We start from the raw sequence: 25,708 nt of genomic DNA on the forward strand, positions 1-25,708 counted from the left end.
GCGAGGCGGCGGGTGGTTGTCAGCGCGTGATAAAAGCAGCGCTTACAGACCGAGTTCCGAAGCGAGATGCGGAATGTCGTTGACCTCGTAGTACTGGTAGTACGGCGTGGACGGTTCGTGGCCGCGCTTGACGAAGGCCTTGTGCTTGATGCCCATGTCATGCGCAGTCATCAGGTCGTAGCGCAGGCTCGACGATACGTGCAGCACGTCTTCCGGATTGCAGTTCAACTGGTCGAACATGTATTCGAAGCCTTGCATGCGCGGCTTGTACGACTGCGCCTGCTGGGCGGTGAATACCTTATGGAACGGCGCGCCGAGCTTGTCGACGTTGCTCTGGATCTGATCGTTCGAAGCGTTCGAGAGAATCACCAGCTTGTACTTCTTCGCCAGACGCGCGACGCCTTCCGGCACGTCCGGATGCGGACCCCATGTCGGCACGGCGTCATAGATGCTCTGGGCGCCCGCTTCGTTGAATTCGACGTTCATGCGCTTGCAGGCGCGGCGCAGCGCATTGACCACCACATCGCGGTACGGCTTCCATGCACCGAGCACTTCGTCGCGCCGATAGCCCGAATAGAACGCGATGAGCTTTTCCAGGTCTTCGCCGTTCAGCAAGTGGCCGTACTGCTCGCGCGTCATGTCGGCCATGTGGAATTTGGTCAGCGTGCCGTAGCAGTCGAAGGTGATGTATTTCGGTTCGAATTCGATCATGGTGCAGTCCTATCGTGATGGTGAACTCGCTGTCGGAGTTCATTGGCGAAACCCGCTTTGCGTGGGACCGGAGTAACGCGCTAAAGCGCAAACTCCGGTCGACAAAACCTTAATTCCTGTTAAAGATTTAATCAGCGCAAAAACATAGATGTTCCTGATTAGGGCGTTGCTGGTGACACAAATCATGCGTTTTGAGGCCGCTGACAGCACAGAATGCGGCGATCTGGCTGAAAGCCTTATCCCTATTGGGTTTGCGGCCGGCATGCCAGGCAGATGGCAGGCCGTCACGCCCGCAGGTCGATCAACACGCTTTTGAAACGCAGGTTGGCCTCGTAGGCCTGGCGGCCCAGGTCCTTGCCGATGCCGGAACGCTTGAAGCCGCCCGTGGGAATCATGAAGTCCGAAGTGCGGCCATAGCGGTTAACCCACACCGTGCCCGCATCCAGTCCGCGCACGAAACGCAGCGCCCGGCCGAGGTCGGCGGTATGCACACCGGCCGCAAGTCCGTACTCGGGATGCTGAGCGAGCGCGAGCGCTTCTTCTTCGGTATCGAAGGTTTGCAGCGTCAGCACCGGACCGAAGACTTCTTCCCGCACCGCTTCGGAGTAGGCCGTGACGTCCGTCAACAAGGTCGGGCTGTAGAACGCGCCGTCTGCGCCGCCGTCGGCGCGGACGCCGCCGTAGCGCAGCGTCGCGCCGGCTTCCAGCGTGCGCCCCACGATGCCTTCGATGCGCGCCGCCTGGGGCGCCGAGATGATCGGCGAGAGCGTGGTGCCGGCGGCCCACGTCGCGCCGGGTTTCAACTCGGCAAAGATCTTGCCGATGCGTTCGGCCAGCGGCTCGGCGAGACTTCGCTCGACCAGGAGACGCGAGCCCGCCACGCACACTTGCCCCGCGTTGCCCGTGATCGCGCCGGCGATGCGACGCGCCACGTCGTCCAGACGCGGCGCGTCGGCGAAGACGATTTGCGGGCTCTTGCCGCCCAATTCGAGCGTGACCGGCTTGGTGCCGCTGTTGGCGCACGCGGCCATGATCGACGCGCCGGTGCGCGTGGAGCCCGTGAAGGTGACCTTGCTGATCTTCGGATGACGCACGAGTTCGTCGCCAGTCACGCGCCCATCGCCCTGGATCACGTTGAAGATGCCCGCGGGCACGCCCGCCTGCACGGCCAGTTCGGCGAGCCGCAAGACCGAGAACGGCGTCATCTCCGAAGGTTTGAGCACCACCGCATTGCCCGCCGCCAGCGCCGGAGCGATCTTCCATGAAGCCATGACCAGCGGGAAATTCCACGGCGCGATTGCGCCGATCACGCCGTAAGGCTCGGCGATCGTCATGCCGAGATGATCGTGATCGGTGGCTGCCACGTCGCCGCCCAGCTTGTCGGCGAACTCGGCGTAGAAGCGGATGCCTTCCGCGGTGAACGGCACGTCCCAGCCAATCGCCTGAGCAATCGGACGCGTCGAGCCGACTGCTTCGAGCCGACCAAGCGTGGGCGCATCGGCTTCGACCAGTTCCGCGAAACGGCGCAGGATCTTCGCGCGCTCACGCGGCGCCATACGCGCCCAGCCACTGTGTTTGAAAGCCTGCCAGGCGTTCTCGACCGCGCGGTCCACCATGGCGGCATCGGCGAGCGGCACCGACGCGTACACCACGCCGTCCGACGGCCGCGCCACCTCGATGCGGCGCTCGCCCGCCTCGACATATTCCCCGCCGATGTAATGCCCGCTGCGAATCGCGACGTCGTCCGGATTAAAGCTGTCCATGAGAGAGGTTTCCTGTGTGACTGGCTGGTGGTCCGCGCAGCGCGTTTCGAGAACGCCGCCGCCATGACAAAATCGTAGAGCCGCGGGCGTGGCATATGTCGCCGACAAAAATCGCCACGCAGCAGAACTCACCTGTAATGCGCGCCCAGACCTGGCGTTTTGCATCGAATTTGGATGCGGCCCTTTCCGGGGCTCGCGATAAAAAGATCGTCCTAGTCACACCGCGCACCGGATGACACAGTGACGGCGTAAGCCTTCAGTCAATCAGGGAGTACGGCGTGTCCGATTCGATTACCTATAGACGCTTCACCCTCGACGACATTGCCGCCGCACACGCGTTGACGGTCGAACTCAAATGGCCGCATCGCGCGGACGACTGGAGATTCGTCGTCCAGCTGGGCGTGGGTTTCGTCGCGGAAGATGCGAACGGCGTGATCGGCACCGCCCTGTGCTGGAAATACGGCGCCGAGTGCGCGTCGCTCGGCATGGTGATCGTGTCGCCGGGAAGCCAGGGACGAGGCATCGGCAGAAAGTTGATGGATCTGGTGCTGGACGAACTGGGCGGCCGGGTCACGTTCCTGCACGCCACCACCGCGGGCCAGCCGCTCTATGAAAAGCTCGGCTTTCGCGCCACGGGCACGCTCGACCAGCACCAAGGCGCGGCGTTTCAGCCGCCGCTCGTGTCGCTGCCGCCGGGCGAGCGCTTGCGCCCGCTTGGTTCGAGCGATACCGCGCGGCTGGTCGAACTGGCGTCGCGGGCCAGCGGTCTGGATCGCGGCGAAGTCTTGCCCGCGCTACTAGGCACCGCCGACGGCATCGCGCTCGACCGCGACGGCGAACTGATCGGCTTCGCGCTGTTTCGCCGCTTCGGACGCGGCTTTGCGATCGGTCCGGTGGTCGCGCCTGCCTCGGAAGATTCGAGCCGCGCCAAGGCGCTCATCAGCCACTGGCTGGCGCTGAACGAAGGCGTGTTCGTGCGTATCGACACACCGGGTGAAAGCGGTCTGACCGAGTGGCTGGAGCAATTGGGCCTGCCGCGCGTGGACACGGTCGTCAAAATGATCCGCCCCGCCACACCGGGCGAGTCCGCGAGCGGCGGCCAGGACGCGCATTACCTGCAATACGGCATCATCAACCAGGCAATCTGCTGACCTTATGGCCTTTCTCTATAAAGCCGACCCGGCGCGTGGCGCCCAGTGGGCGAAACTCTTCGCGCAGAAGGCACCGGAGCTGCCGTTTCATATCTGGCCCGATCTGGGCGATCCGGCCGCGATCCGCTATCTCGCCGCCTGGCAGCCGCCGGAAGATCCGACACGCACCTTCCCTAATCTGGAGGTCGTGTTCTCGGTCGGCGCGGGAATCGATCAGTTCGATCTGTCGGGCGTGCCGGAGCATGTGCCCGTCGTGCGCATGATCGAGCCCGGGATCGTCGAAGGCATGGTCGAGTACGTCACGCAGGCCGTGCTGACGATTCATCGCGATCTGTTCGACTACGGTCTTCAGCAACAACAGCAGGTCTGGCGCGAACTGCCCCTCAAGCCGGCCAGTCAACGCCGCGTCGGCGTCCTTGGGCTCGGCGTATTGGGCACGGCCGTGTTGGAAAGGCTGCGGTTGTTCGGCTTCGACTGCGCGGGATGGAGCCGTTCGGGTCGTGAGATAGAAGGCGTGACGTGTTACGCGGGTGAAGCCGCACGGGATGCGTTTCTCGCGCGCACCGATATTCTGATCTGCCTGCTGCCGCTCACACCCGCCACGCGCGGGTTGCTCGATGCGGAGTTATTCGCGAAGCTGCCGCGCGGCGCGTCGCTGATTCAAACGGGACGCGGTCCGCATCTGAATCAGCAGGATCTGCTGGCAGCGCTCGAAAACGGTCAGTTGCACAACGCCATTCTCGATGTCACCGATCCCGAGCCGTTGCCCGCCGGCCATGCGTTGTGGACGCATCCACGCGTGCGCATCACGCCGCATATCGCCAGCGCGACGCGGCCCGAAACCGCAGTCGACGTGGTGCTGGAGAACCTGCGCCGTCATCGCGAAGGCTTGCCGATGGTCGGTCAGGTCGACCGCGCGCAAGGCTATTGAGGGCAGCACCGCCTGAAACGCCCGTGCGGCGCGGCTTTTCAGCGTCCGCAGCAGAAAATGCCAAGACCACGCATCAAAACGCGTCGTGCGCGCTTTTCAGGCAATTGTTTAGGTGAGCAGGCGATCGTCGCTGATCAGTAGTATGGAACGGTCAACAGCCCCTTCCCGCGACGAGAAACCATCATGCCGATTCAATCGCTCATCGAAGCCGACCGCAAGCATCTGATTCACCCGGTCATCAACTACCGCGCGCACGAAGCACGCGGCGTCACCATCCTCGAATCCGCCAGCGGCGCATTTCTGCGCGACGCGGCCGGCAACGAACTGCTCGACGCGTTTTCCGGACTGTGGTGCGTGAACGTCGGCTACGGCCAGCAGAGCATTGTCGACGCCGCCACCGCGCAGATGCAGAAATTGCCCTACGCGACCGGCTATTTCCATTTCGGCTCGGAGCCGGCCATCGAACTCGCGCAGAAGCTGGTCGAGGTGTCGCCCGCGTCGCTGCAACACGTGTACTTCACGCTCGGCGGGTCGGACGCGGTGGACTCGGCACTGCGCTTCATCACGCACTACTTCAACGCTACGGGGCGTCCGTCGAAGAAGCACATCATCGCGCTGCAACGCGGCTACCACGGCTCGTCGACGACCGGCGCCGGCCTCACCGCCCTGCCCGCGTTCCACCGCAACTTCGATCTGCCGCTGCCGAACCAGCATCATTTGCCGTCGCCGTACGCGTACCGCAGCGATTTCGCCGACGACGCCGCGCTGATCGCCGCCTCGGTGGCCGCGCTCGAAGCGAAGGTGGCCGAGCTCGGCGCCGACAACGTCGCCGCGTTCTTCTGCGAACCGATCCAGGGTTCGGGCGGCGTGATCGTACCGCCGGTCGGCTGGCTGAAGGCCATGCGTGAAAGTTGCCGTAAGCTGGGCATTCTGTTCGTCGCCGACGAAGTCATCACCGGATTCGGCCGCACGGGTCCGCTGTTCGCCTGCCAGGGCGAAAACGTCGAGCCGGATCTGATGACGGTCGCCAAAGGTTTGACAGCGGGCTATGCGCCGATGGGCGCCGTGCTGATGTCGGACGAAATCTATCAGGGCATCGCGGACGGCGACGCCGAAGCGGTGGTCGGTCATGGCCATACGTATTCCGCGCATCCGGTGAGCGCGGCCATCGGCCTCGAAGTGCTGCGCCTGTATCACGAAGGCGGACTGCTCGCGAACGGCGTGGCACTCGCGCCGCGTTTCGCGCGCGGCCTCGACGCGCTGCTCGCGCATCCGCTGGTGGGCGACTCACGCCACCGTGGCCTGCTGGGCGCGCTCGAACTCGTGTCCGACAAGGACAGCAAGGCGGGCTTCGATCCGGCGTTGAAACTGTCCGAACGGATCGCCGCCGCCGCGTATGAAAACCGCCTGATTTTCCGTGCTTTCGGCGACAACATCCTCGGCTTTGCACCGGCGCTCTCGTACACCGAGGCCGAGTTCGATCTGATGTTCGAACGGCTTGAAAAGACCCTCGACGACGTTCTCGCACAAGCCGATGTGCGCGCCGCGCTGAAGGTCAAAACTCATGCCACCGCATGCTAGAGTAGAGGGCCACCTCAGCCCCACACACCGATCGCCGGAGCGATAACGTTACGATGAGCAGCGACTGCAAGCTAGACCGGATTGACCTGCGCATACTTTCCCAATTGCAGAAGAAAGGCCGCATAACCAACGTCGAGCTTGCCGACGCGGTCGGGCTGTCGCCCAGTCCCTGCCTGATCCGGGTGAAGCGTCTGGAGAAAGCCGGCTACATCATCGGCTACGGTGCGCAGATCCAGCTCGAAAAGCTCGGCGACGTGCAGATCGTCTTCACCGAAGTCACGCTCGCCGATCATCGGCGGGAAGACTTCATCAAGTTCGTGAATGCGATTCGCGACGTCGACGAGATTGTCGAGTGCCATCTGGCGAGCGGCGGTTACGACTACCTGCTGAAGTTCGTCACGCGCAGCGTGAGCCACTACCAGAGCATCGTGGAAGGTCTGCTGGAACGCGATATCGGGATCGAGAAGTACTTCAGCTATGTGATCATCAAGTCGCCGTTCGTGAAGAGCCACTACCCGCTCGAAACACTGTTTTCGCAGAATCATCACTAGGCGTTGCTTTGTTTTTGATCCGCCGGATCTTGCCGTCGTTCAGCGTTCAATATTCAACGTTCGGCAACTCTGGCCATGTCCACGCCGGCCGCACCGTCGGCCGGCGGACTCCCTTGCGCGAACTCTTCACTCAGAAAGTCCACGCACACCCGCACCTTCGCCGACTGCGCGAGCCGCGCCGGATACACCGCCCACAGATTCGCCGGCTGCGTGACCTCGGGCAGCACCTGCTGCAACTGGCCGCTTTCGAGCAGTGGCCGCACGTCCCACATGGAACGCAACACGATGCCGCGTCCGGCCAGCGCCCACTCCACCGCTACTTCGCCGTGATTGGTCGACAACGGTCCCGTGACCTTGATCGAGACCGTCTCGCCGCGCACCGTCAAACGCCAGAGACCAAACGGATGGTCGCGCTCCTTGATCGCCAGACACGCATGCGAGGACAGCTCGGCAAGCTGGCGCGGCGCGCCATGCCGCGCGAGGTAGCCGGGCGACGCGCACAGCACGCGATGATTCGACGCGAGCCGCCGCGCGATCAGATGCGGCGCGATCTCGTCGCCGATGCGCACGTCCAGATCGAAGCCTTCGCCGCCCACATCGACGAGACGGTCGAACAGATCGAGCCGCACGCTCAGTTGCGGATAGCGCTCGGAAAAGCGTGCGAGCGCGGGCGCGACGAAGCGCCGGCCGAAGCCGAAGCTGCTGGAAATGCGCAGCTTGCCGCCGGGAATGCGGCGCGTGGTGGAGACGTCTTCCACGAGTTGATCGACATCGTCGAGAATCTTTTCGGCCCACGTGTAGACGCGCTCGCCCGCTTCCGTGATGGCGACCCGGCGCGTGGAACGGTGCAATAAACGCGTACCGAGCGTAGTCTCGAGCACGTTGATGCGTTTGCTGACGTACGCCGCGGACACCGACAAGGCCTCCGCCGCCGCGCTGAAACTGGACTTGCGCGCCACTTCGCAAAACACGCGCAAATCGCCGAGATCGGGTGATGGGACGGCATTCATAGGTGATGGATGGCAGCGGAGTTTGTACACGAAACGTGCACAGTGGCTTAACTAAAGCGACCATTTTAGTCTCAAACAGCAGGAATAAAATAGCCATTATCGAATCGTCCAGAAGCCCCAACGGAGGAGCACAACATGTCGAAGAAATATCGGATCGCAGTCATTCCCGGCGACGGCATCGGCGTCGAAGTCATGCCGGAAGCCATTCGCGTGCTGGAAGCGGTGAAAACGCGCTTCGGCATCGAGCTGGAGTATCAGCACATTGAATGGGCGAGCTGCGAGTACTACGCGAAGCACGGCAAGATGATGCCGGACGACTGGAAAGCGCAACTGCAATCGGCCGACGCGATCCTGTTCGGCGCGGTCGGCTGGCCCGACACGGTGCCTGACCATATTTCCCTGTGGGGCTCGCTGCTGAAGTTCCGCCGCGAATTCGACCAGTACATCAACCTGCGCCCGGCACGCCTCTTTGCCGGCGTGCCTTCGCCGCTCGCGGGCCGCAAGGCGGGCGACATCGACTTCTGGATCGTGCGTGAAAACACCGAGGGCGAGTACTCGTCGGTGGGCGGCGTGATGTTCGAAGGCACGGAGCGCGAATTCGTGCTGCAGGAGTCCGTCTTCACGCGGCACGGCAGCGAGCGCGTGCTGAAGTTCGCGTTCGATCTCGCGCAACGGCGTAAGCGCAAGAAGATCACGGTGGCCACGAAGAGCAACGGCATCGCGATCAGCATGCCGTGGTGGGACAAAGTCGCGGCCGGCATCGCCGCGCAGTATCCGGACGTGACGTGGGACAAGCAGCACATCGACATTCTCTGCGCGCGCTTCGTGCTGAGCCCGGATCGCTTCGACGTGGTGGTGGCCACTAATCTGTTCGGCGACATCCTGTCCGATCTCGGCCCTGCCTGCACCGGCACGATCGGTCTCGCGCCGTCGAGCAATCTGAATCCGGACCGCAAGTTTCCCTCGCTGTTTGAACCGGTGCACGGCTCGGCGCCGGACATCGCCGGCAAGAACATCGCCAATCCGATCGCGATGATCTGGTCGGCCGCGATGATGCTCGACTTCCTCGGTAATCACGCCGGCAAGGAGCGCGAGGCGCACGACGCGATTCTCGCCGCGATCGAAGCGACGCTGGTGGAAGGCCCGCATACCGGCGACCTCGGCGGCAAGGCGAACACTACCGAAGTCGGCCAGGCGATCGCGGCAAAACTCGCCTGAGTCTTTCGCTCACTCTCTGCCAGGACAACTCGTATGAGCATGGAAGCCTACCCCATCGAAGTCGAATTCCCGGATATTTCGGGCCACGAACAATCGGCGTCCGGCATCGCCTACGTCCATACGTTCGATTCGGGCGCGCCGGGTCCGCATGTGATGATCAATGCGCTCACGCACGGCAATGAAGTGTGCGGCGCGATCGTCGTCGACGAATTGCTGCGGCGTGGGTTGCGTCCGCGGCGTGGGCGTCTCACGCTGGCGTTCGCGAACGTCGCGGCGTATCAGCGCTTCGATCCCGCGCAGCCCGATGCGGCCCGCTTCGTCGATCAGGATTTCAACCGCGTGTGGACCGCCGCGGTGCTCGACGACACCTCGGGCACGTCCAGCGAATTGGAACGCGCGCGCGCGATGCGGCCGGTGATCGACACTGTCGACGCCCTGCTCGATCTGCATTCCATGCACGAGAAAAGCAAGCCGCTGATCGTGGCGGGACCGCTGCAAAAAGGCATCGATCTCGCCGTGCGGCTCGGCACACCGGCCACCGTGATCTGCGATGAGGGCCATCCGGAAGGCCGCCGCATGCGCGACTACGAAGGTTTCGGCGATGCGGCCAGCCAGAAAAACGCGCTGCTGATCGAATGCGGACAGCATTGGGAACAGAGCGCGGTTGCGGTCGCGCGCGACACCACCGCGCGTTTCCTGTTGCTGGCCGGCGTGGTCGACGAAGCGGATCTGCCGGCCGGCTGGCTCGCGCCGTTGCCGCCGGTGCAGCACATCGTCCGCGTGACGGAGCCGGTGGTGGCCAGCAGCATGGATTTTCGTTTCGCGGCGCCGTACACGGGTCTTGAGATCTTCGCCGAGGCCGGCGCCGTGATCGGCTGGTCCAACGGCGAGGCGGTCACCACGCCCTACGACAACTGCATGCTCGTCATGCCTTCGCTGCGGCAACTGCGGCCCGGCGTGACCGTCGTGCGGCTGGGCAAGATCGAGCAGACCGTGACGAACAACCCAACCAGCGGCCAGTGAAACGGCCCGTGCACACTCAAAAGGTAACGTGAAGATGAAGGTACAGCAGCTCAAGCAAAGCGTGAATCTGCAGAATCTCGAAGACTGGGGCACGGCCGGACTGCCCGGCACGACCCCGATTCAGGTGTCGGGCGTGCAACGCGTCATCAAGGGCAGCGAATCCATCGACACCGGCATTTTTGAATGCACCGCCGGTACTTACCGCCGCTCGGTCAAGCAGGCCGAGGTGATGCACTTCATTGCGGGACGCGGACGCTTCACGCCCGATAACGAGGAGACCATCCACTTTCAAAGCGGCGATACGCTGTTCTTTGAAGCCAACACCGAAGGGCTTTGGGAAGTCGAGGAAACGATGCGTAAGGTCTATGTGATTTTCTGAACGCCACGTCATACGTTGCACCGAGCGCCGGGCCGCACCGCACTGAACCTCCGAGGCCGGCGCCTCCTCTCTTTCCCCCGCCAAATCCAGACGCGCGCCACCGCCACTCCGGCCATTCGCGCTGCCTTTCAGCACCCTCCGTTAATCTTTGCGCAGCGGCCACAGCATCGGGTAATCCCGCGTTGTTCCGCTGTTGTCGTCCTGCTTACAATCCAAGTCCGTTCGCATAAAGAATCAGCGTTCTTATTATGAACATTTTCATGTCGCGTCCATTGCACGCCGTCCTTGGCGCGCAGCCACTTCGCCGTCGGCGTGGGCATCATGCACGGCTTCTAAAACAGCGCGCGATCGTATAAAAACAAAAGGCTCGTTCCCGCGAGCCTTTGCTTATTCAGCAGTAAGGAGACCGCCATGAACCGCAGCACCGCTGTGAACGTTCAGACATTTATCAATGAACATCCCTTTTCGCCGTTCCAGTGGCTCATCTTCTTCATGTGTTTCGTCATCGTCCTGCTGGACGGTTTTGACACGGCCGCGATCGGCTTCATTGCGCCTTCGCTGATCGCCGAATGGGGCATCACCAGACCGGCGCTCGCGCCCGTGCTGAGCGCGGCGCTGTTCGGCCTCGCCTGCGGCGCGCTCGGCTCGGGACCGCTGTCCGACCGGCTCGGGCGACGTTCGCTGCTGCTCGGCTCGGTGCTGCTGTTCGGCGTGGCGTGCCTCGGCTCCTCCTTCTCGACCAGCATCGAACAACTGACGACACTGCGTTTCATCACCGGCGTCGGTCTTGGCGCAGCCATGCCGAACGCCGTGACGATGATGGGCGAATACTGCCCGGATCGCCGCCGCGCGACGGTGATCAACCTGATGTTTTGCGGCTTCCCGCTCGGCGCCGCGTTCGGCGGGTTCCTTGCGGCGTGGATGATTCCGCATTTCGGCTGGCGCAGCGTGCTGCTGCTCGGCGGCATCACGCCGCTTCTGCTCCTGGTCGTGCTGGCGATCAAGATGCCAGAATCGGTGCGCTACATGGTGGCCAACAGCCAGCCGGTCGAACGGATTCGCGCGGCGCTCGCGCGCATTTCGAGCGAAGCGGCGCAAGCGGGCAGTTTCATCATGACCGAAACCGCGCCGCAAACCGGCGGCAAAGGCGCGGCGGTGGTGCTGTCGCGCTCGTACATCATCGGTTCCGTGATGCTGTGGGTCGCCTATTTCATGGGTCTCGTGATTTTTTACGCGTCGATCAACTGGATGCCGATCCTGCTGAAGGACGCCGGACTCACGCCGCAACGCGCGACGTTGATTTCCGCGCTGTTCCCGCTCGGCGGCGTGGGCGCCGTGCTGTGCGGCGTGCTGATGGACCGCTTCAACGCGAACCGCATCATCGCGGCCTGTTATGCGTTGACCGCCGTCAGCGTGTACTTCATCGGCCAGGCGGTGGGCAACGTGGGCGCGCTGGTGTTCATCGTGTTCGTCGCCGGCGTGTTGATGAATACCGCGCAATCGTCGATGCCGGCGCTCGCCGCCGCGTTCTACCCGACCGAAGGCCGCGGCACGGGCGTGGCGTGGATGCTCGGCATCGGGCGCTTCGGCGGGATTGCCGGCTCGTTCCTCGTGGCCGAACTGACGCGCCGCCACTTTTCGTTCGCGGGCATCTTCGCGATGGTCGCGGTGGCGGGTCTGATTTCGTGCGTGGCTTTGCTGATCAAGCAGGCGGCACGGCCGCATGTGTCGAACGTGGGCGCGCCGAAGGCGGAGTCGTTCGGGCACTGAGCATGCGAGGCGCCCCGCAGCGGGTGCGCCGGATGATCTGATGGTTGTTTGAAGCCGCCCTTCGAGGCGGCTTTTTCTTTGCAGCGTCGAGTGAAAAAACGCCGCCCGTCACTTCCCGATAAACTACGCGCTTGTTGACCCGTTTCGGTTGCCGCGGTGGTAGATGCCAGCGCTTTCGCACCGTTGCTCATCTAACCACAGGATTCAGGGAATGAAACGCGTAGTCGTCTCCGCGCTGCTTGCGGTGTGCCTCGCGCAACCGGCCGCTCAGGCCGTTGCACAAACCGTCAGCAATCAATGCTTCGCGATCGGCGATATCGCCGGGCAGGTCGCCTCGTGGCGCGCGCACAAAAAGACCAAGGCGCAAGCGCTCGATCAGGCGGCCAAGTACTACAAGGATGCGGCTGACCGGCAAGCGGTCAGCGCCATCATCGAGAAGATCTACAGCCCGGACGCGCCGCGCATGACGCCGGATCAGGCCAGCATGGCATTCACGTCGGACTGCGCGAACCATAAGGCGCAGACGCAATAGCGCCTGCACCTTCCATCCAACCTGCGGGGTGGGCGTGCATTCAGGCGCGCTTCCACGCGCAGACATCGCCCGTTTTCAGCAGCGCATTGCCGAGCACGAACGTCGCCTGGGCCGGCGCCGGGGCATGCACGGACTCCGCGCCGAAATTGAACGCAAAGGTCAGATCGCCGCGCCGCCGAATGCGCAAGCCGTCCGCCAATAGCTGCGTCTCGATGCCGGCCTCGCGCGCCGCCTGTTGCAATACCGTGCGATGCAACGCATGCGACAACCAGCCCGCCACATAGCGAACCCTGCCCTGCGAGAGAATCGCCGGCCACGTGTCGTCGAACTGCGCGTCGATATGCGTGTCGCCATTGGCCCGCACGTGCTCGCGCCAATGCATCGCCACACCATCCGTGCCGTCGATCGACACCGCGGGCGTCAGCGTGGGCCGCAGCGTTTCGACTTCGAGCACCTGCATCGGCAGAACGCGTTGCAAGGCGCCGGGCGGCAGCGTGGAAGGAATCGCGAAGCTGTCGGTTTTCGAGCCGCTGCGCGGGCCGAAAACCCATTGCGCTTCGCTCTGCTCGATCTGATGGACGAGCGCGTCGTCGATCACGGCGATGCTCGGCACGACCACCATGGCATAGCCCGTTAGATCCGCGCGGCTCGACACGATATCCACGTCGAGGCCGAGTTCGCGCAACGACTCGTAGTAGTCGAACGCCAGCGTCTGATAGTCGAAGGTCTTGCCATGGCGCTGAATCTCGAACATCCACTGCGTCTCGTAGTCGAATACGAGCGCAACGGAAGCGCGCGACGGCACGCCAAGTTCCATCAACTCGCGCGAAGCGGCAATCTCGCGCGCCGCCTGCTGCACTTCGAGGCCCCCCGGCGACAGTTCGTTGTTCGGCAGATTGAGCCCGGAATGCATCTGCTCCTGCGCATACGGACACTGACGCCAGCGGAAATACGACACCAGTTCCGCGCCGTGCGCGAACGCCTCATAGGCCCACAGCCGGACCATGCCTTTCGCCGGCACCGGATTCCACGGCGCCCAGTTGACCGGCCCGGCTTGCTGCTCCATCACCCAGAAACGGCCGCTGCCGATCGCCCGATAGCGGTCATGGTCGAACGCGGAAACATCGGGATGCGCAGTGCGCGCATAACGCGCCTTCTGCTCGTCAGGCAACGCGATCGATTCGGTGCGCGCGATCGGATAGCTGTCCCACGCGGCGACATCGATTGCATTGTCTTTGGCGAAGCGGTAGTGATCGAAGGTCGTGAAAAAGCCCATGAAGTTGTGCAGCAAGTCCGCCGATGGCGCATGCTCGCGCAACACATCGATCTGCTCGCGATGAAAACTCGCCACCTCGTCCGACATGAAGCGGCGGAAGTCGAGCAGATGAATCGGATTGGCGTCGGTGGGCGTGAGGTTCGGCAAGCCGATTGCTTCGAACGACGGATACTCCATGCTCCAGAACACGTTGCCCCACGCGTCGTTGAGCGTCTCGACGGTCTCGTAGCGGCGCCGCAGCCATTTATGAAAGTGTTCGAGCGCGGCAGGCGAATAGCTGGGCACGGTATCGTGACAGCCGAGTTCGTTATCGGTCTGCCACGCGACGATGGAAGCATGCCGTCCGTAGCGCTGCGCCATCGCCGTGACGAATCGCACGCACTCGCGCCGGTAGGTTTCGCTGGATATATCGTAGTGACGGCGTGAACCGAAATTCCAGCGCGTGCCATCGGCGCGCACCGGCAGTACTTCCGGGTATGCGTCGATCAGCCACTTCGGCGGCGACGCGGTCGGCGTGCCGAGCACGAGCTTCAATCCCGCGGCGGCCAGCGTGGCGACAGCTTCATCGAGCCACTCCCACTCGAATTCGCCGGCGCGCGGCTCCATCCGGCTCCACGCGAATTCAGCGATCCGCACGTGCGTGATGCCGAGCTCGACCATACGTTTCGCGTCGTCGGCCCACATCGTGCGCGGCCATTGTTCCGGGTAGTAACACACACCAAGTTGCATGAGAAAGTCTCGTTGTTAGATGACGTCGAACAGGCGCTCAGCCCTTGCTTGCACCGAAGGTCAGACCGGCGACGAAATGCTTCTGCATCGCGAAGAACATCAGCACGGAAGGCAACGCGGCCAGCACCGAACCCGCCGCGACCAGATTCCACGCGGTCGTCCATTGGCCCTTGAGCGCCGCGACGCCCACCGTGATCGGTGCGGCGTCGTCGCCTTGCGTGAGACACAGCGCCCAGAAGTAGTCGTTCCACACGAACGTGAACACCAGAATGCCGAGCGCGGCGAGCGCGGGCCGGATCAACGGCAGCACGATGCGCAGGTAGATGGTCCATTCGCTCGCGCCTTCCACGCGCGCGGCCTCGATCATTTCGAAGGGCAGTTGCTTGATGAAATTGCGCAGAAAGAGCGTGCAAAAACCGGTCTGAAACGACACGTGGAAAATCACCAACGCCCACACGCTGTTGAAGAGTCCGACCTTCAATGCCATGTCGCGCACCGGGATCATCAGGATCTGGATCGGCACGAAATTGCCCGCGACGAACGCGAACAACACCGCCGTATTGCCCGGAAACCGATACGTCGCTAGAGCGAAGCCCGCCATCGACGCCAGCACGATCGCGCCGATCACCGAAGGCACCGTGATCAGCACGCTATTGGCGAAGTAATGCAGCATCGGCGTTTGCGTCAGCGCGGCGCCGTAGTTTTCGATCAGCGCGAAGTGTTTCGGCCAACCCCAGTAATCGCCTTGCGAAAGCTCGTCGGAAGAACGGATCGACGTGACGAGCACGGCCAGCATCGGCAGCAGCCATATGAGCAGCGCGATGGGCAGCGACGCTTTGTAGAGCCTGCGATTAAGCGGTTTCCAGCGTTCGACGGGAAGCGGATACATGACGCGTAACTCCTGGAGATCAGCGTTCTTCGCGCAGCATGCGGCGCAAATGAAACACGATATAGACGAGCATGATGGCGAACAGCACGACGGCAATCGCTGCGGAATAGCCTTCGCGGTAGTACTTGATAGCCTGGTCGTACATGTAATAGGCGAGCACGGTGGAGCTATCGAATGGACCGCCGCCGCTCATCACCGCGATCAGGTCGAAGCTGCGCAGCGCGCCGATCACCGTCAGCACCACGGCCATGAAGGTGGCGGGCCGCAATTGCGGCAGGATCACGTACCACAGCAGCTTCACGCCCTTGGCGCCTTCCATGCGCGCCGCCTCGACCACTTCCGGATTGATGCCGGTCAGGCCAGTGAGATACAGCACCATGCAGAACGGCGTTTGCGGCCACAGCGCCGCGAAGACGATGCCGAACGTCACCGTATGCGGATCGCCGAGCACGGGAATGCCGTGACCGACGATCAGACGCAGCAAGCCGAAGCCCGGGTCGTAGAACCAGCTGAACACGAGACCGACCACCACGCCCGAGAGCACGAACGGCGCGAAGAACAGCGACTTCACGACGCGCATGCCACGGATATGCTGGTTCAGATACAACGCGAACAGCAGGCCGAGCGGCGGCGCGAGCAGGAACAGCGCGAGCCAGATGAGATTGTTCTTCAGCGCCGTATAGAACGTGTCGGCATGAAACAGCTCGATGTAGTTATCGAAACCGGCAAACGTCTTCGGCGTCATGCCGTCCCAGTGATAAAAACTGAGCGAAATGCTGCTGACGATCGGATACACCACGCACAGGCAAAACAACGCACAGCCCGGCAGCAGAAAGAAAAACGCGGCGCGGTGCTGATGACGGCGCGTCGTCGAGACGTGACGGTGCGAAGCCGCGGGCAAGCGGCGCGCTGCGGAATGAGACATGGATCGGGCCTCGTCGAAAAGCGAAGGCGAATCGAAGACGAGCGCCGGCCGTTGCTACACCGCCGGCGCTCCGGGACTTACTTCTGGTAGATGCGCTTGCGGGTCGCTTCGAGGCGCACGAGCACGGCGTCGAGTTGCGAGGGATCGCTGTAGAACTGCTGCATCGCTTTCATGCCTTCGTCGGCCATTTCCTTCTGCATGTCGCGATCGTAGAACTGCGCGATACCGCCCTTCGTGTTGGCGAGCGTCTGGAAGCCGACCTTGGAAATCGCGTCTTCAGGTTCCGCCGACTGGCTGTTCGACGGCAGTTGACCCCAGCCCTTCGCGAGATCGGCGTTGATTTGCGGCTGTTCCATGAAAGCGAGCAGCTTGCGCGCATCGGCCTTGTTCTTCGCTTTCGCGGGAATCAGCAGCACGTTGACCGGACCGTCTTCGGCCATCGGCACATTGGCGTCGATTACCGGGAAGCGGAAGAAACCCGTTTGCGGTTTGAGATTCGCCGGAATGCTTGCCGAGAAGAAGGTGCCCATCAGCATCATCGACGCCTTGCCGTTCACGAGAAACGGCGCGATCGAATCGAGGTCGTAGGAGAGCGCGTTGTCGATGAAGTAGTGATCGTCGATCAGCGTTTTCCACGCGGCGTAGACCTTTTTCACGCGCGCATCGGTGTACGGAATTTCGCCGGCCATCAACTGCTGATGGAAGGCGTTGCCGTTGATGCGCAGATCGAGGTAGTCGAACCAGGCGGCGAGCGTCCAGCTATCGCGCGCGGCCACGGCGATCGGCGCCACGCCGCTCGCCTTCAGCTTCTTGCAGGCGTCGAGGAATTCGTCCCACGTCTTCGGCTCGCTCTTGATGCCGGCTTTCTCGAACAGGTCCTTGCGATAGAAGAAACCGTAAGCGTCGTAGCCGAGCGGCGCCGCATACTGCTTGCCCTTATACGTCGACGCTTCCTTCACCGACGCGTACTGCTGCGACCAGCCGTTCTTGCTCCAATCCGGCGACAGGTCTTCCAGCAGGCCGCGTTGCGCGTAGTACGCCATGCGCTCGCCGTCGTGCCATGAGACGACGTCCGGCGGATCGGTGGCGAGCCAGCCGCTCATCTGTACCTTGTACGCTTCCTCGGTGATATAGGTCACCTTGAGGTCGACATCGGGATTGGCTTTCTTGAACTTGTCGAACGCGTCCTGCCACGTCGAGCGCTGATTACCGCGCGCCGATACGTTGACGTTGAGCGTGGCGGCGTCGACGGCGGCACAGCAGAGCGAGCCGGCAACCAGCGCGGCTGCGATCGACACGTGTGCAAGACGGCGAAGGCGAAGAGCAATCATCTTGTGTCTCCTTGATACCTTGTTGGCCGGCAGCGAACGGCTGCCAGCGGTGTAACCCGCTCTGTGGCGGAATTCGGCTTTGATGAATCAGTGGGTGTTTCCCGTGCGCATGAACGCAAACTCAGGCGGCGGCCCGTTCGGGCTCGAACGCGCTGCGCTGCAATGCCATCCCATCCGCGTCGAACAGATGACACGCGGAAGGCGGAACATGAATGGCGACGCGCTCGCCGGAACCGATCGGCGTGTCGCCCGCCGCCTTGGCGATGAGCGTGCCCGACGCGTGATCCGCGTGAATGTAGCTGTGCTCGCCGAGTCGCTCCGACAGCACCGTCGTGCACTGCACGAATTGACCGTCGCCGTCGAGACGCAGATGTTCGGGCCGTACGCCGAGCGTGACCCGCTCGCCGCGCTGCAAACGTTGTCCGTCGACGTTTGCGATCAAACGCTCGTCGCTTTTTAACAGCGTGACCGTTACGCTGCCCGGCTCGATCGAATCGACCACTGCGTCGATGAAATTCATGCGCGGCGAACCGATGAAGCCCGCCACGAAGCGCGACTTCGGATGGTGATACAACTCGAGTGGCGCGCCGCTCTGCGCGATGCTGCCAAAGCGCTCCGCGTCCGCGCCGGCATGCAGTAGCACGATGCGGTCGGCGAGCGTCATCGCTTCGACCTGGTCGTGGGTCACGTAGACCACGCTCGCATTGGCAAAGCGCTGATGCAGGCGGGCAATTTCGACCCGCGTCTGGCCACGCAGCGCGGCGTCGAGATTCGAGAGCGGCTCGTCGAACAGGAACACACCGGGCTCGCGCACAATCGCCCGGCCGATCGCGACGCGCTGCCGCTGCCCGCCCGAGAGCGCCTTCGGATAGCGCTGCAAATAATCATCCAGTTGCAGAATGCGCGCGGCTTCGCGCACCTTGCTGTCGATCACGTCCTTGGGCTGTTTCGCGAGCTTCAAGCCGAATGCCATGTTGTCGAACACGGTCATGTGCGGGAACAGCGCGTAGCTCTGGAATACCATCGCCACGCCGCGCGCCGCCGCGGGCACGTCGTTCATGAGGCGTCCGCCGATGTGCAGTTCGCCTTCGCTCAAGTCTTCGAGACCGGCGATCATTCTCAGCAGGGTCGACTTGCCGCAACCCGACGGCCCCAGGAAGACACAGAACTCGTGCTGCGCAATCTCCAGATTCACGCGCTGGATCACCGGCGGATGGTCACCGTACGACTTTTGCACGTTCGTCAAACGAATGGTTGCCATGCTGCCTCCTTTGGATTTAACCGCTTAAATTTCTTGGAAAAATAAGTGGCCAACCCTTGCGCGGCAGGCATTTAATCGCTTAAATTCGAGTTCGATTGGAAAAGTCATAATGAGTGTCTCCGCTGTGTTTTCCAGCAAGTTATCAACGTCGCCGGTTGCTTGCAACATTTGAATCACATTCCCTGAATATGGGATAACGAGAATATGGTCACTCTGTCCGAAGTCGCGAAACGCGCTCACGTCACCGCCGCCACCGTCTCCAACGTGCTGCGCAATCGCGAGAAGGTGCGCCCGGAAACGGCTGAGCGCGTGCTCAAGGCGATCGCCGATCTCGGCTACCGGCCCAACCTGAACGCTCGCGCGCTGGCTGAGGGCCGCTCGTCGACGCTCGCCTTGATGCTGTCGAACATTTCGAACCCGTTCTATCCCGAGTTCGTGCTGGCCGCCGAGCGCGCCGCGCGCAAAGCCGGCTACTTCCTGATGGTTTGCAATACTGACGATGACGCCGAGATCGGCCGTGCGTACCTGAACCAGATTGCGGGCACGCTGGCCGACGGTGTGCTCGTCATGAACACGGACATCGCGATCAACGACCTGTGCGCGTCGGCCACGCACAGTGCACCGATTCTGCTGGCCATGTGGGAGCACCCGGAAGCGCCGCCCGCGCTGCCTTGCATCGCCGTGGATTTTGCTCACGCGGGCGAGCTGGCCGCGCGGCATCTGCTCGAACTCGGCCACCGCGAAATCGGCCTTTTGATCGGCGACGGTTGCGGTGGCTTGCAGGATGCGCGCTCCAACGGCTTTCGCGCCGCCATGCGTGCCGCCGGGATCGAGACCGATGCGGCAGCGGTGCTGCAGATCCGCGACTCGATCGACGCCGGCTACGCCGCCTGCATGCAACTGATGGCGAACCGGCCGCACCTCACCGCGATCTTCGCGACCAACGACCTGCTGGCGATCGGCGCGGCGCAGGCCCTGATCACGCTGGGCCGCGCGGTGCCGAACGACGTTTCGGTGATCGGCATTACCGATATTCAACTCGCCCATCAGGTGCACCCTGCCCTGACGACGGTCGCCATTCAGACCGCGGCGATTGCGGAGTTGTCGATCGAGAGTCTGATCCGGCTCATCCAGACGCCGCACCGGCAGCCGTCGATGGTGCTCGCGCCGCCGCCCACTTTGGTGGTGCGCGCGTCGACTGGGCCGCGCCGACTGAAATGAATTTGCAGGGTATTCAGCAGAAAATGCTGTCATCGCCGCAAAAAAACGGCGTGCAAACCGCTAACGCCTCGATTGGCAATTTCATCGATTGCGGCGCAGGCGTAGCATCGAACCATCAATCGACGCGCGTGCGCGGCCGCGAGCCTCGCCACGTCAAGGGCAACCTGAAGGAGCAACCGAATGTCTCTCGCATTGACACGCAATGAACTGATTCGCCCGCAGAACCTGATCAACGGAGCATGGACCGGCGCTGCCGACGGCGCCCGCTTTGCCGTGACCAACCCGGCCACCGGCGAGACGATCGTCGAAGTCGCCGACAGCGGCGCTGCGGACGCGCGCGCCGCCACCGACGCCGCGGCCCGCGCGTTCCCCGCCTGGCGCGACAAGCTGCCGCGCGAGCGCGCCGAGATTCTGCGCCGCTGGCATGCGCTGATCGTCGCCAATACCGACGACCTCGCGAAGCTGATGTCGATGGAACAGGGCAAGCCGCTCGCGGAGAGCCGCGGCGAAGTCGCTTACGGCGCGTCGTACGTGGCCTGGTTCGCCGACGAAGCAACCCGCATCTACGGCGATCTGATTCCGCAGCAGCAGCGCGGCAAGCGCATGAGCGCGGTGAAGGAACCGGTCGGCGTGGTCGCCGCGATCACACCGTGGAATTTCCCGCTCGCGATGATCGCCCGCAAGATCGCGCCCGCGCTCGCGGCCGGTTGCACCGTGGTCGCCAAACCCGCCGAAGACACGCCGCTCACCGCGCTCGCCCTCGCCGCGCTCGCGCAGGAAGCCGGTTTGCCGGACGGCGTGCTGAACATGCTGTCGGCGTCGCGTGAACAGGGCATTGCCGCGGTTGCCGATTGGCTCGCTGACGCGCGTGTACGCAAGATCACCTTCACCGGCTCGACGCCGGTGGGCAAGCATCTCGCGCGTGAATCCGCGGGAACGCTGAAGAAGCTCTCGCTGGAATTGGGCGGCAACGCGCCCTTCATCGTGTTCGACGACGCCGATCTGGATGCGGCCGTCACCGGCCTGATGGCAGCGAAATTCCGCAATGGCGGCCAGACCTGCGTGTGTCCGAACCGCGTCTATGTGCAGGCCGGTGTCTATGAGCGCTTCGCCGATCTGCTCGCGAAACGCGTCGGCGCGCTGAAAGTTGCGCCTGCAACCGACCCGGAAGCGCAAATCGGCCCGATGATCAACGAGCGCGCGATCGACAAGATTGCCCGTCACGTGGAAGACGCCGTCAAACACGGTGCGAAAATCCTGGTGGGCGGCAAGCGCCTGACGGAACTCGGACCGAACTATTACGCGCCGACCGTGCTGACGGACACGAAGGACGGCATGCTCGTCTGCTGCGAAGAGACCTTCGGCCCAGTCGCGCCGCTGTTCCGTTTCGACGACGAAGCCGAAGCGATCCGTCTCTCCAACGACACACCGTTCGGCCTCGCCGCCTACTTCTATACGCAGGACGTGCGGCGTATCAATCGCGTGGCCGCGCAACTCGAAGCGGGCGTGATCGGCATCAACGAAGGCGCGGTGTCGAGTGAAGCGGCGCCGTTTGGCGGCGTGAAGGAATCGGGCTATGGTCGCGAAGGGTCGAAATATGGACTCGACGATTACATGTCGATCAAGTACATGTGCCAGGGCGGGCTTGATTGACGAGCCGCTCGCTGCCAGTGCTTTGATGCCTTAATGCCGGAATGCTCTGCCGTCTCGGCGCAGCGCTTTTTCAAGTGAGAAGCGCTGCGCCGAGGCGGCAGTTTGCGTTCCAATGCTGCTCGTTCAGCACAGACTGCCAATGCGCTTTCGCCAGATCGGCCATGCTGTCGAAGCGAAAATCGATCTTCGGCTGTGAAGATCGCGTCAACTCGATCTGCAATTTCGCATTGCTATAGGCAAAGCTTTCGTTATCGATGTTCGGCAGAAGCTCCTGATAACGCCGCCCCGGCGTGTATTTCTGCTGTGACGATTCATGCCGCGCGTGCGCTTCGAGCACCTGGTCGCGCGTAAGCCCGAAAAAAAATCCCTTCCCGCTCAAGCGAGCGCAAACGCCTTGCTGCGTCGCAAGAGCATCGCGCGAAATAACGTAACCGTCATGCACACGATTCATGACGGCCATTTTTGGCCTGAATTTGACCGCGTTTTTTCCCGGTCCTATTGTTCGACCATGCCTGCCGGGCTCGTCTCGCCGCTCCTGCCGAACAACATGGCGAGAACGCGCGACCCTCCACATCGTGACCTTCCACCTGCCATGACCCGCCATGAATTCTGACGCGACAGCCGCTCTAACACCTCTGCCCGTAATCCGGCCCACCAGCAAGGTTCGTCGCGCAGTGACGACCGCCGTGCTCGGGCAGGTTCTCGAATGGTATGACTTTTTTCTTTATGGCACCGCCGCCGCGCTCGTGTTCGGCAAGCTGTTCTTTCCGGTCGGCAGCGATCCGCTGACGGGTACGATCGCCGCATTCGGCGGCTTTACGGTGGGCTTTATCGCGCGGCCCATCGGCGGCGTGTTGTGCGGCCATATCGGCGACCGTTACGGCCGCAAGACGGTCATGATGCTGACGCTGCTCGTCATGGGCACGGCCACTGTCTGCATGGGTCTGCTGCCGACCTATCAGCAAGTCGGCCTCGCGGCGCCCGTCTTGCTGGTGCTGTTGCGCATTCTGCAAGGCCTCGCCGCCGGCGGCGAATGGAGCGGCAGCATCCTGCTGATTCACGAAAGCGCGCCCGCTTCCCGGCGCGGCGCGCTCGCGGCCTGGAGTCCGTGCGGCGCGGCGTTCGGCTTCGTGCTATCCACCGCCGCGTTTCTGCTCGTGCAAACGCTCTCGCCCGCCGATTTCCACAGTTGGGGCTGGCGCGTGCCGTTCCTCTGCAGCGCCGTGCTGGTCGCGCTCGGTCTGTGGATGCGCCGCTCCGTCGACGAAAGCACGGAGTTCGCCGCAGTCAAGGCGACTCGCCGCGACGCCCGCATGCCGATCGTCGAAGTGCTGCGCCAATGTCCGCGTCAGGTGCTGACGGTGTTCGGCCTGCGCTTCGGTGAAGGCGCGGCGTCGTACATCTTCTTCGCGTTCTCGATTGCGTACGGCCAGTTCATCGGCCTCAAATCGAGCTGGGTGTTAGGCGGCCTGACTGTGTCGATGTTGCTGATGATTCCCGTGTCTCTGTTGATGGGCCGTCTCACGGACCGTGTCGGCCGCAAGCCGGTTTATCTCGCCGGCGCTGTGGCGATGGTGTTGGTCGCGTACCCGTATTTCACGTTGCTCGGCTCCGGCGTGCTGTGGAAAGTCGTCACGGCACTCGTACTCGCCAACAGCATCACGCTCGGCATTCTGGAAGGCGCGCAGCCCGCTTTCATCAGCGAATTGCTGCCCGTTCATCTGCGCTTCTCGGGACTCGGCATTGGCCGCGAGATTTCGTCGGTGCTCGGCGGCGGACTCTCGCCGATGGTAGCGACCGCGCTGCTCGCGCATTACCGCAGCGCCGCACCGGTGGCCATTTATCTCGTCGTGCTCGGTCTGATCACGGTGCTTGCGACCTGTTTCGCACCGGAGACCTTTCCCAAAGCACTCCGGCTTCAGGCGAAGGCCAAAGAGCGCGCCGAGCACGAAAGCGTCTAAGCCCGCTTCTTCCGCACCCATTCACTTTCTTTCGAAGCCGTCATCATGCAAAGCCTTCAAATGAGCACTCTTTCGACTTACGCCTACGAACCGCGCGCAATCGATCACGCCGATTCGTATCCCGACTACGCAGGCCCGCTCACGCTCGACGCGCTGATCAGCGAGATCGAGCGCCGCCGCGACGAGTTCGATCAGCTCTCGCATGTCCCGCGCGACATGATCGCGAAGATGAAGCGCGCCGGCATCTTTCGCGCAAGCACGCCGCAGCGCTTCGGCGGCGACGCGCTGCCGCCGGCGCAATTCCTGCGGATGCTCGAACGCATCGCGATCGCCGACGGCTCTGCCGCCTGGGTCGCCGCGTTCGGCTCGGCGAATACCTACCTCGCCGCTTTGCCGATTGAAACGCAGCAGCAGATTTACGCCACCGGCCCCGACCAGGTTTTCTCTGGCGGCCTCTATCCGCTGCAACCCGCCACACAAGCGCCCGGCGGCTTCGTGGTCAGCGGGCAGTGGCGCTTCGCAAGCGGCTGCAAGGGCGCGGACTGGATCGGCGTCGGCATCGGCGGCACGCCCGCCAATTCCGGCGATGCGGGCGCGGGCAAGCCGTTCACCGCCGTGTTCCCCGCGCATGAGGTCGAGATCGTCGAGAACTGGAACGTGGTCGGCATGCAGGGAACCGGCAGCCACGATTTGCGACTGCGCGAGAAATTCGTCGATACGCAATGGACCTTCGTGCGCGGCGGCGCGGCGCTGATCGACGAGCCGCTCTACCGCTACCCCGCCGTCGCCTATCAGGCGCAGGTGCACGCCGCCGTCAACATCGGCCTCGCGCGCGCGGCGCTCGATCTGCTGACGGACATGTCCGGCTCGGCTAAAACCACCACCGGCGCGCCGCGCCTCGCCGATCGCGGCTATTACCGCTCGGGCCTTGCGAAAGCGGAGGCCAACTGGCGCAGCGCCCGCGCGTTCTTCTACGAATCCGCCGAGGCGGCGTGGCGGACGATCATCGACGGCGATGCCGTCTCGCAGGAGCAGGCCAATCTATTGCGCCTCAGCGCGACGCACGCCGCGCAGATCGGCGCGGAAGTGGTGATGCAGGCTTATCAGATGGCGGGCATCGCCGCGATCTATCGCGAGAACCGATTACAGCGGCTCGTGCGCGATTCGATCGTCGTGACACAGCATGCGTTTCTCGGCGAAGGCACGTATGACGCGTCCGGTGCGTTGTTCGCCGGCGTGCCGCCGGTCACGCCTTTTCCGTAACGCGGCGTGCCCTGACTCATGTCATGCAAAAGGAAAGGATCATGACCATCGAAGACACCAGAAAGCGTTTCCGCGATGCAATGGCGTGCCTGCCGGCCGCCGTCAACATCATCACCACGGACGGCCCCGGCGGCCGCTGCGGCATCACTGCAAGCGCGGTGTGCTCGGTGACGGACGCACCGCCGACCATGCTCGTCTGTATCAATCAGGCCAGCTATGTGCATGACGTCCTGCATCGCAATCGCAGCGTGTGCATCAACGTGCTTGCCGCCGAGTGCCAGGAACTCGCGCGTGATTTCGCCGGCATGACAACGTGCTCGATGGACGAGCGCTTCGGACGCCACGCGTGGACCGGCGGCGCGCCGGCGGCGCCGGTGCTCGCGGATGCGATCGTCAGTCTTGAAGGCGAGATCGTCGACATCAAGACGGTCGGCTCGCACTCGGTCATGTTCGCGCAGATTCGCCACATCGCGTTGCGCTCGGATGGCGACGGGCTCATCTATTTCGGCCGCCAGTTTCATCGGCTGACACGGCCGCAAGCGGCGGCGCCGTCGGTTGCCGCGCAGGGCGCGAGGTGAG

General features: G+C 63.2%; 22 protein-coding genes and 1 pseudogene. 14 read left to right on the forward strand and 9 right to left on the reverse strand.

Annotated features, from left to right (window positions below; translation table 11 throughout):
- Window positions 1–42: 42 nt before the first annotated feature.
- Window positions 43–711 (reverse strand): haloacid dehalogenase type II, encoded by a 669-nt coding sequence (locus HF916_RS24920; protein WP_168791433.1) that lies wholly within the window; start codon window positions 709–711, stop codon window positions 43–45.
- A 284-nt stretch (window positions 712–995) separates the two neighbouring features.
- Window positions 996–2,474, reverse strand: a complete 1,479-nt coding sequence (locus tag HF916_RS24925; RefSeq protein WP_168791434.1) for an aldehyde dehydrogenase family protein — start codon at window positions 2,472–2,474, stop codon at window positions 996–998.
- Between the two features lie 278 nt (window positions 2,475–2,752).
- Here HF916_RS24925 and HF916_RS24930 point away from each other — a divergent pair, with 278 nt between their 5' ends.
- The 4 genes from HF916_RS24930 to HF916_RS24945 all read left to right on the forward strand — a co-directional run bounded on the left by HF916_RS24930 (window position 2,753) and on the right by HF916_RS24945 (window position 6,688).
- Entirely contained in the window at window positions 2,753–3,625 is an 873-nt protein-coding gene (locus HF916_RS24930) for a GNAT family N-acetyltransferase (RefSeq protein ID WP_168791435.1), read from the forward strand.
- A gap of 4 nt (window positions 3,626–3,629) precedes the next feature.
- Window positions 3,630–4,556: a 2-hydroxyacid dehydrogenase gene (locus tag HF916_RS24935; RefSeq protein ID WP_168791436.1), complete on the forward strand. Its 927-nt coding sequence runs from the start codon at window positions 3,630–3,632 to the stop codon at window positions 4,554–4,556.
- A gap of 183 nt (window positions 4,557–4,739) precedes the next feature.
- A complete protein-coding gene (locus HF916_RS24940; RefSeq protein WP_168791437.1) occupies window positions 4,740–6,137 on the forward strand; it encodes an aspartate aminotransferase family protein in 1,398 nt (465 codons plus the stop codon).
- Between the two features lie 53 nt (window positions 6,138–6,190).
- Window positions 6,191–6,688 (forward strand): Lrp/AsnC family transcriptional regulator, encoded by a 498-nt coding sequence (locus HF916_RS24945; protein WP_011491802.1) that lies wholly within the window; start codon window positions 6,191–6,193, stop codon window positions 6,686–6,688.
- A gap of 53 nt (window positions 6,689–6,741) precedes the next feature.
- Here HF916_RS24945 and HF916_RS24950 read toward each other — a convergent pair whose 3' ends face one another.
- Window positions 6,742–7,698, reverse strand: coding sequence for a LysR substrate-binding domain-containing protein (locus tag HF916_RS24950; protein ID WP_168791438.1), 957 nt, complete (start codon window positions 7,696–7,698; stop codon window positions 6,742–6,744).
- A 135-nt stretch (window positions 7,699–7,833) separates the two neighbouring features.
- On the opposite strand from HF916_RS24950, the gene HF916_RS24955 reads away from it, so the two are divergent.
- From HF916_RS24955 to HF916_RS24975, 5 genes are all read left to right on the forward strand, one after another.
- A complete protein-coding gene (locus HF916_RS24955; protein ID WP_168791439.1) occupies window positions 7,834–8,916 on the forward strand; it encodes a tartrate dehydrogenase in 1,083 nt (360 codons plus the stop codon).
- Between the two features lie 33 nt (window positions 8,917–8,949).
- Complete coding sequence (locus HF916_RS24960; protein ID WP_168791440.1) at window positions 8,950–9,939, forward strand: succinylglutamate desuccinylase/aspartoacylase domain-containing protein; 990 nt, start codon at window positions 8,950–8,952, stop codon at window positions 9,937–9,939.
- A 34-nt stretch (window positions 9,940–9,973) separates the two neighbouring features.
- Window positions 9,974–10,318 (forward strand): cupin domain-containing protein, encoded by a 345-nt coding sequence (locus HF916_RS24965; RefSeq protein WP_168791441.1) that lies wholly within the window; start codon window positions 9,974–9,976, stop codon window positions 10,316–10,318.
- Window positions 10,319–10,729: 411 nt separating this feature from the next.
- Window positions 10,730–12,088: an MFS transporter gene (locus HF916_RS24970; protein ID WP_168791442.1), complete on the forward strand. Its 1,359-nt coding sequence runs from the start codon at window positions 10,730–10,732 to the stop codon at window positions 12,086–12,088.
- Between the two features lie 211 nt (window positions 12,089–12,299).
- Window positions 12,300–12,620 (forward strand): hypothetical protein, encoded by a 321-nt coding sequence (locus HF916_RS24975; protein ID WP_168791443.1) that lies wholly within the window; start codon window positions 12,300–12,302, stop codon window positions 12,618–12,620.
- A gap of 40 nt (window positions 12,621–12,660) precedes the next feature.
- On the opposite strand, the gene HF916_RS24980 is transcribed toward HF916_RS24975, so the two are convergent.
- From HF916_RS24980 to HF916_RS25000, 5 genes are all read right to left on the reverse strand, one after another.
- A complete protein-coding gene (locus HF916_RS24980) occupies window positions 12,661–14,625 on the reverse strand; it encodes a beta-galactosidase (protein ID WP_168791444.1) in 1,965 nt (654 codons plus the stop codon).
- Window positions 14,626–14,662: 37 nt separating this feature from the next.
- Window positions 14,663–15,514 carry a carbohydrate ABC transporter permease gene (locus HF916_RS24985; protein WP_134463219.1) on the reverse strand — a complete coding sequence of 284 codons (852 nt, stop codon included), beginning with the start codon at window positions 15,512–15,514 and terminating at the stop codon, window positions 14,663–14,665.
- A gap of 19 nt (window positions 15,515–15,533) precedes the next feature.
- A complete protein-coding gene (locus HF916_RS24990) occupies window positions 15,534–16,439 on the reverse strand; it encodes a carbohydrate ABC transporter permease (RefSeq protein WP_168791445.1) in 906 nt (301 codons plus the stop codon).
- A gap of 77 nt (window positions 16,440–16,516) precedes the next feature.
- Window positions 16,517–17,770 carry an ABC transporter substrate-binding protein gene (locus HF916_RS24995; protein WP_168791446.1) on the reverse strand — a complete coding sequence of 418 codons (1,254 nt, stop codon included), beginning with the start codon at window positions 17,768–17,770 and terminating at the stop codon, window positions 16,517–16,519.
- Between the two features lie 121 nt (window positions 17,771–17,891).
- The gene (locus HF916_RS25000) at window positions 17,892–19,031 is read right to left on the reverse strand and encodes an ABC transporter ATP-binding protein (protein ID WP_168791447.1); all 1,140 of its coding nucleotides are present in this window, start codon (window positions 19,029–19,031) and stop codon (window positions 17,892–17,894) included.
- Between the two features lie 204 nt (window positions 19,032–19,235).
- Between HF916_RS25000 and HF916_RS25005 the strand changes: the two genes are divergently transcribed.
- On the forward strand, window positions 19,236–20,252 hold the full coding sequence (locus HF916_RS25005) for a LacI family DNA-binding transcriptional regulator (protein ID WP_168791448.1): 1,017 nt from the start codon (window positions 19,236–19,238) through the stop codon (window positions 20,250–20,252).
- 180 nt (window positions 20,253–20,432) lie between these two features.
- Window positions 20,433–21,905: an NAD-dependent succinate-semialdehyde dehydrogenase gene (locus HF916_RS25010; protein WP_168791449.1), complete on the forward strand. Its 1,473-nt coding sequence runs from the start codon at window positions 20,433–20,435 to the stop codon at window positions 21,903–21,905.
- Window positions 21,906–22,003: 98 nt separating this feature from the next.
- On the opposite strand, the pseudogene HF916_RS25015 reads toward HF916_RS25010, so the two are convergent.
- A pseudogene (locus HF916_RS25015) lies at window positions 22,004–22,257 on the reverse strand (haloacid dehalogenase); the annotation flags it as partial.
- 250 nt (window positions 22,258–22,507) lie between these two features.
- Between HF916_RS25015 and HF916_RS25020 the strand changes: the two are divergent.
- The 3 genes from HF916_RS25020 to hpaC are packed head-to-tail and all read left to right on the forward strand — an operon-like array spanning window position 22,508 to window position 25,707.
- Window positions 22,508–23,866, forward strand: coding sequence for an MFS transporter (locus HF916_RS25020; protein WP_168791450.1), 1,359 nt, complete (start codon window positions 22,508–22,510; stop codon window positions 23,864–23,866).
- A 45-nt stretch (window positions 23,867–23,911) separates the two neighbouring features.
- Window positions 23,912–25,129, forward strand: coding sequence for an acyl-CoA dehydrogenase family protein (locus HF916_RS25025; RefSeq protein WP_168791451.1), 1,218 nt, complete (start codon window positions 23,912–23,914; stop codon window positions 25,127–25,129).
- Window positions 25,130–25,170: 41 nt separating this feature from the next.
- On the forward strand, window positions 25,171–25,707 hold the full coding sequence (gene hpaC / locus HF916_RS25030) for a 4-hydroxyphenylacetate 3-monooxygenase, reductase component (RefSeq protein ID WP_168791452.1): 537 nt from the start codon (window positions 25,171–25,173) through the stop codon (window positions 25,705–25,707).
- The last annotated feature ends 1 nt before the right edge of the window (window position 25,708 follow it).

The sequence above is a fragment of the Paraburkholderia aromaticivorans genome (assembly GCF_012689525.1).
GTDB classification, from domain to species: domain Bacteria; phylum Pseudomonadota; class Gammaproteobacteria; order Burkholderiales; family Burkholderiaceae; genus Paraburkholderia; species Paraburkholderia aromaticivorans_A.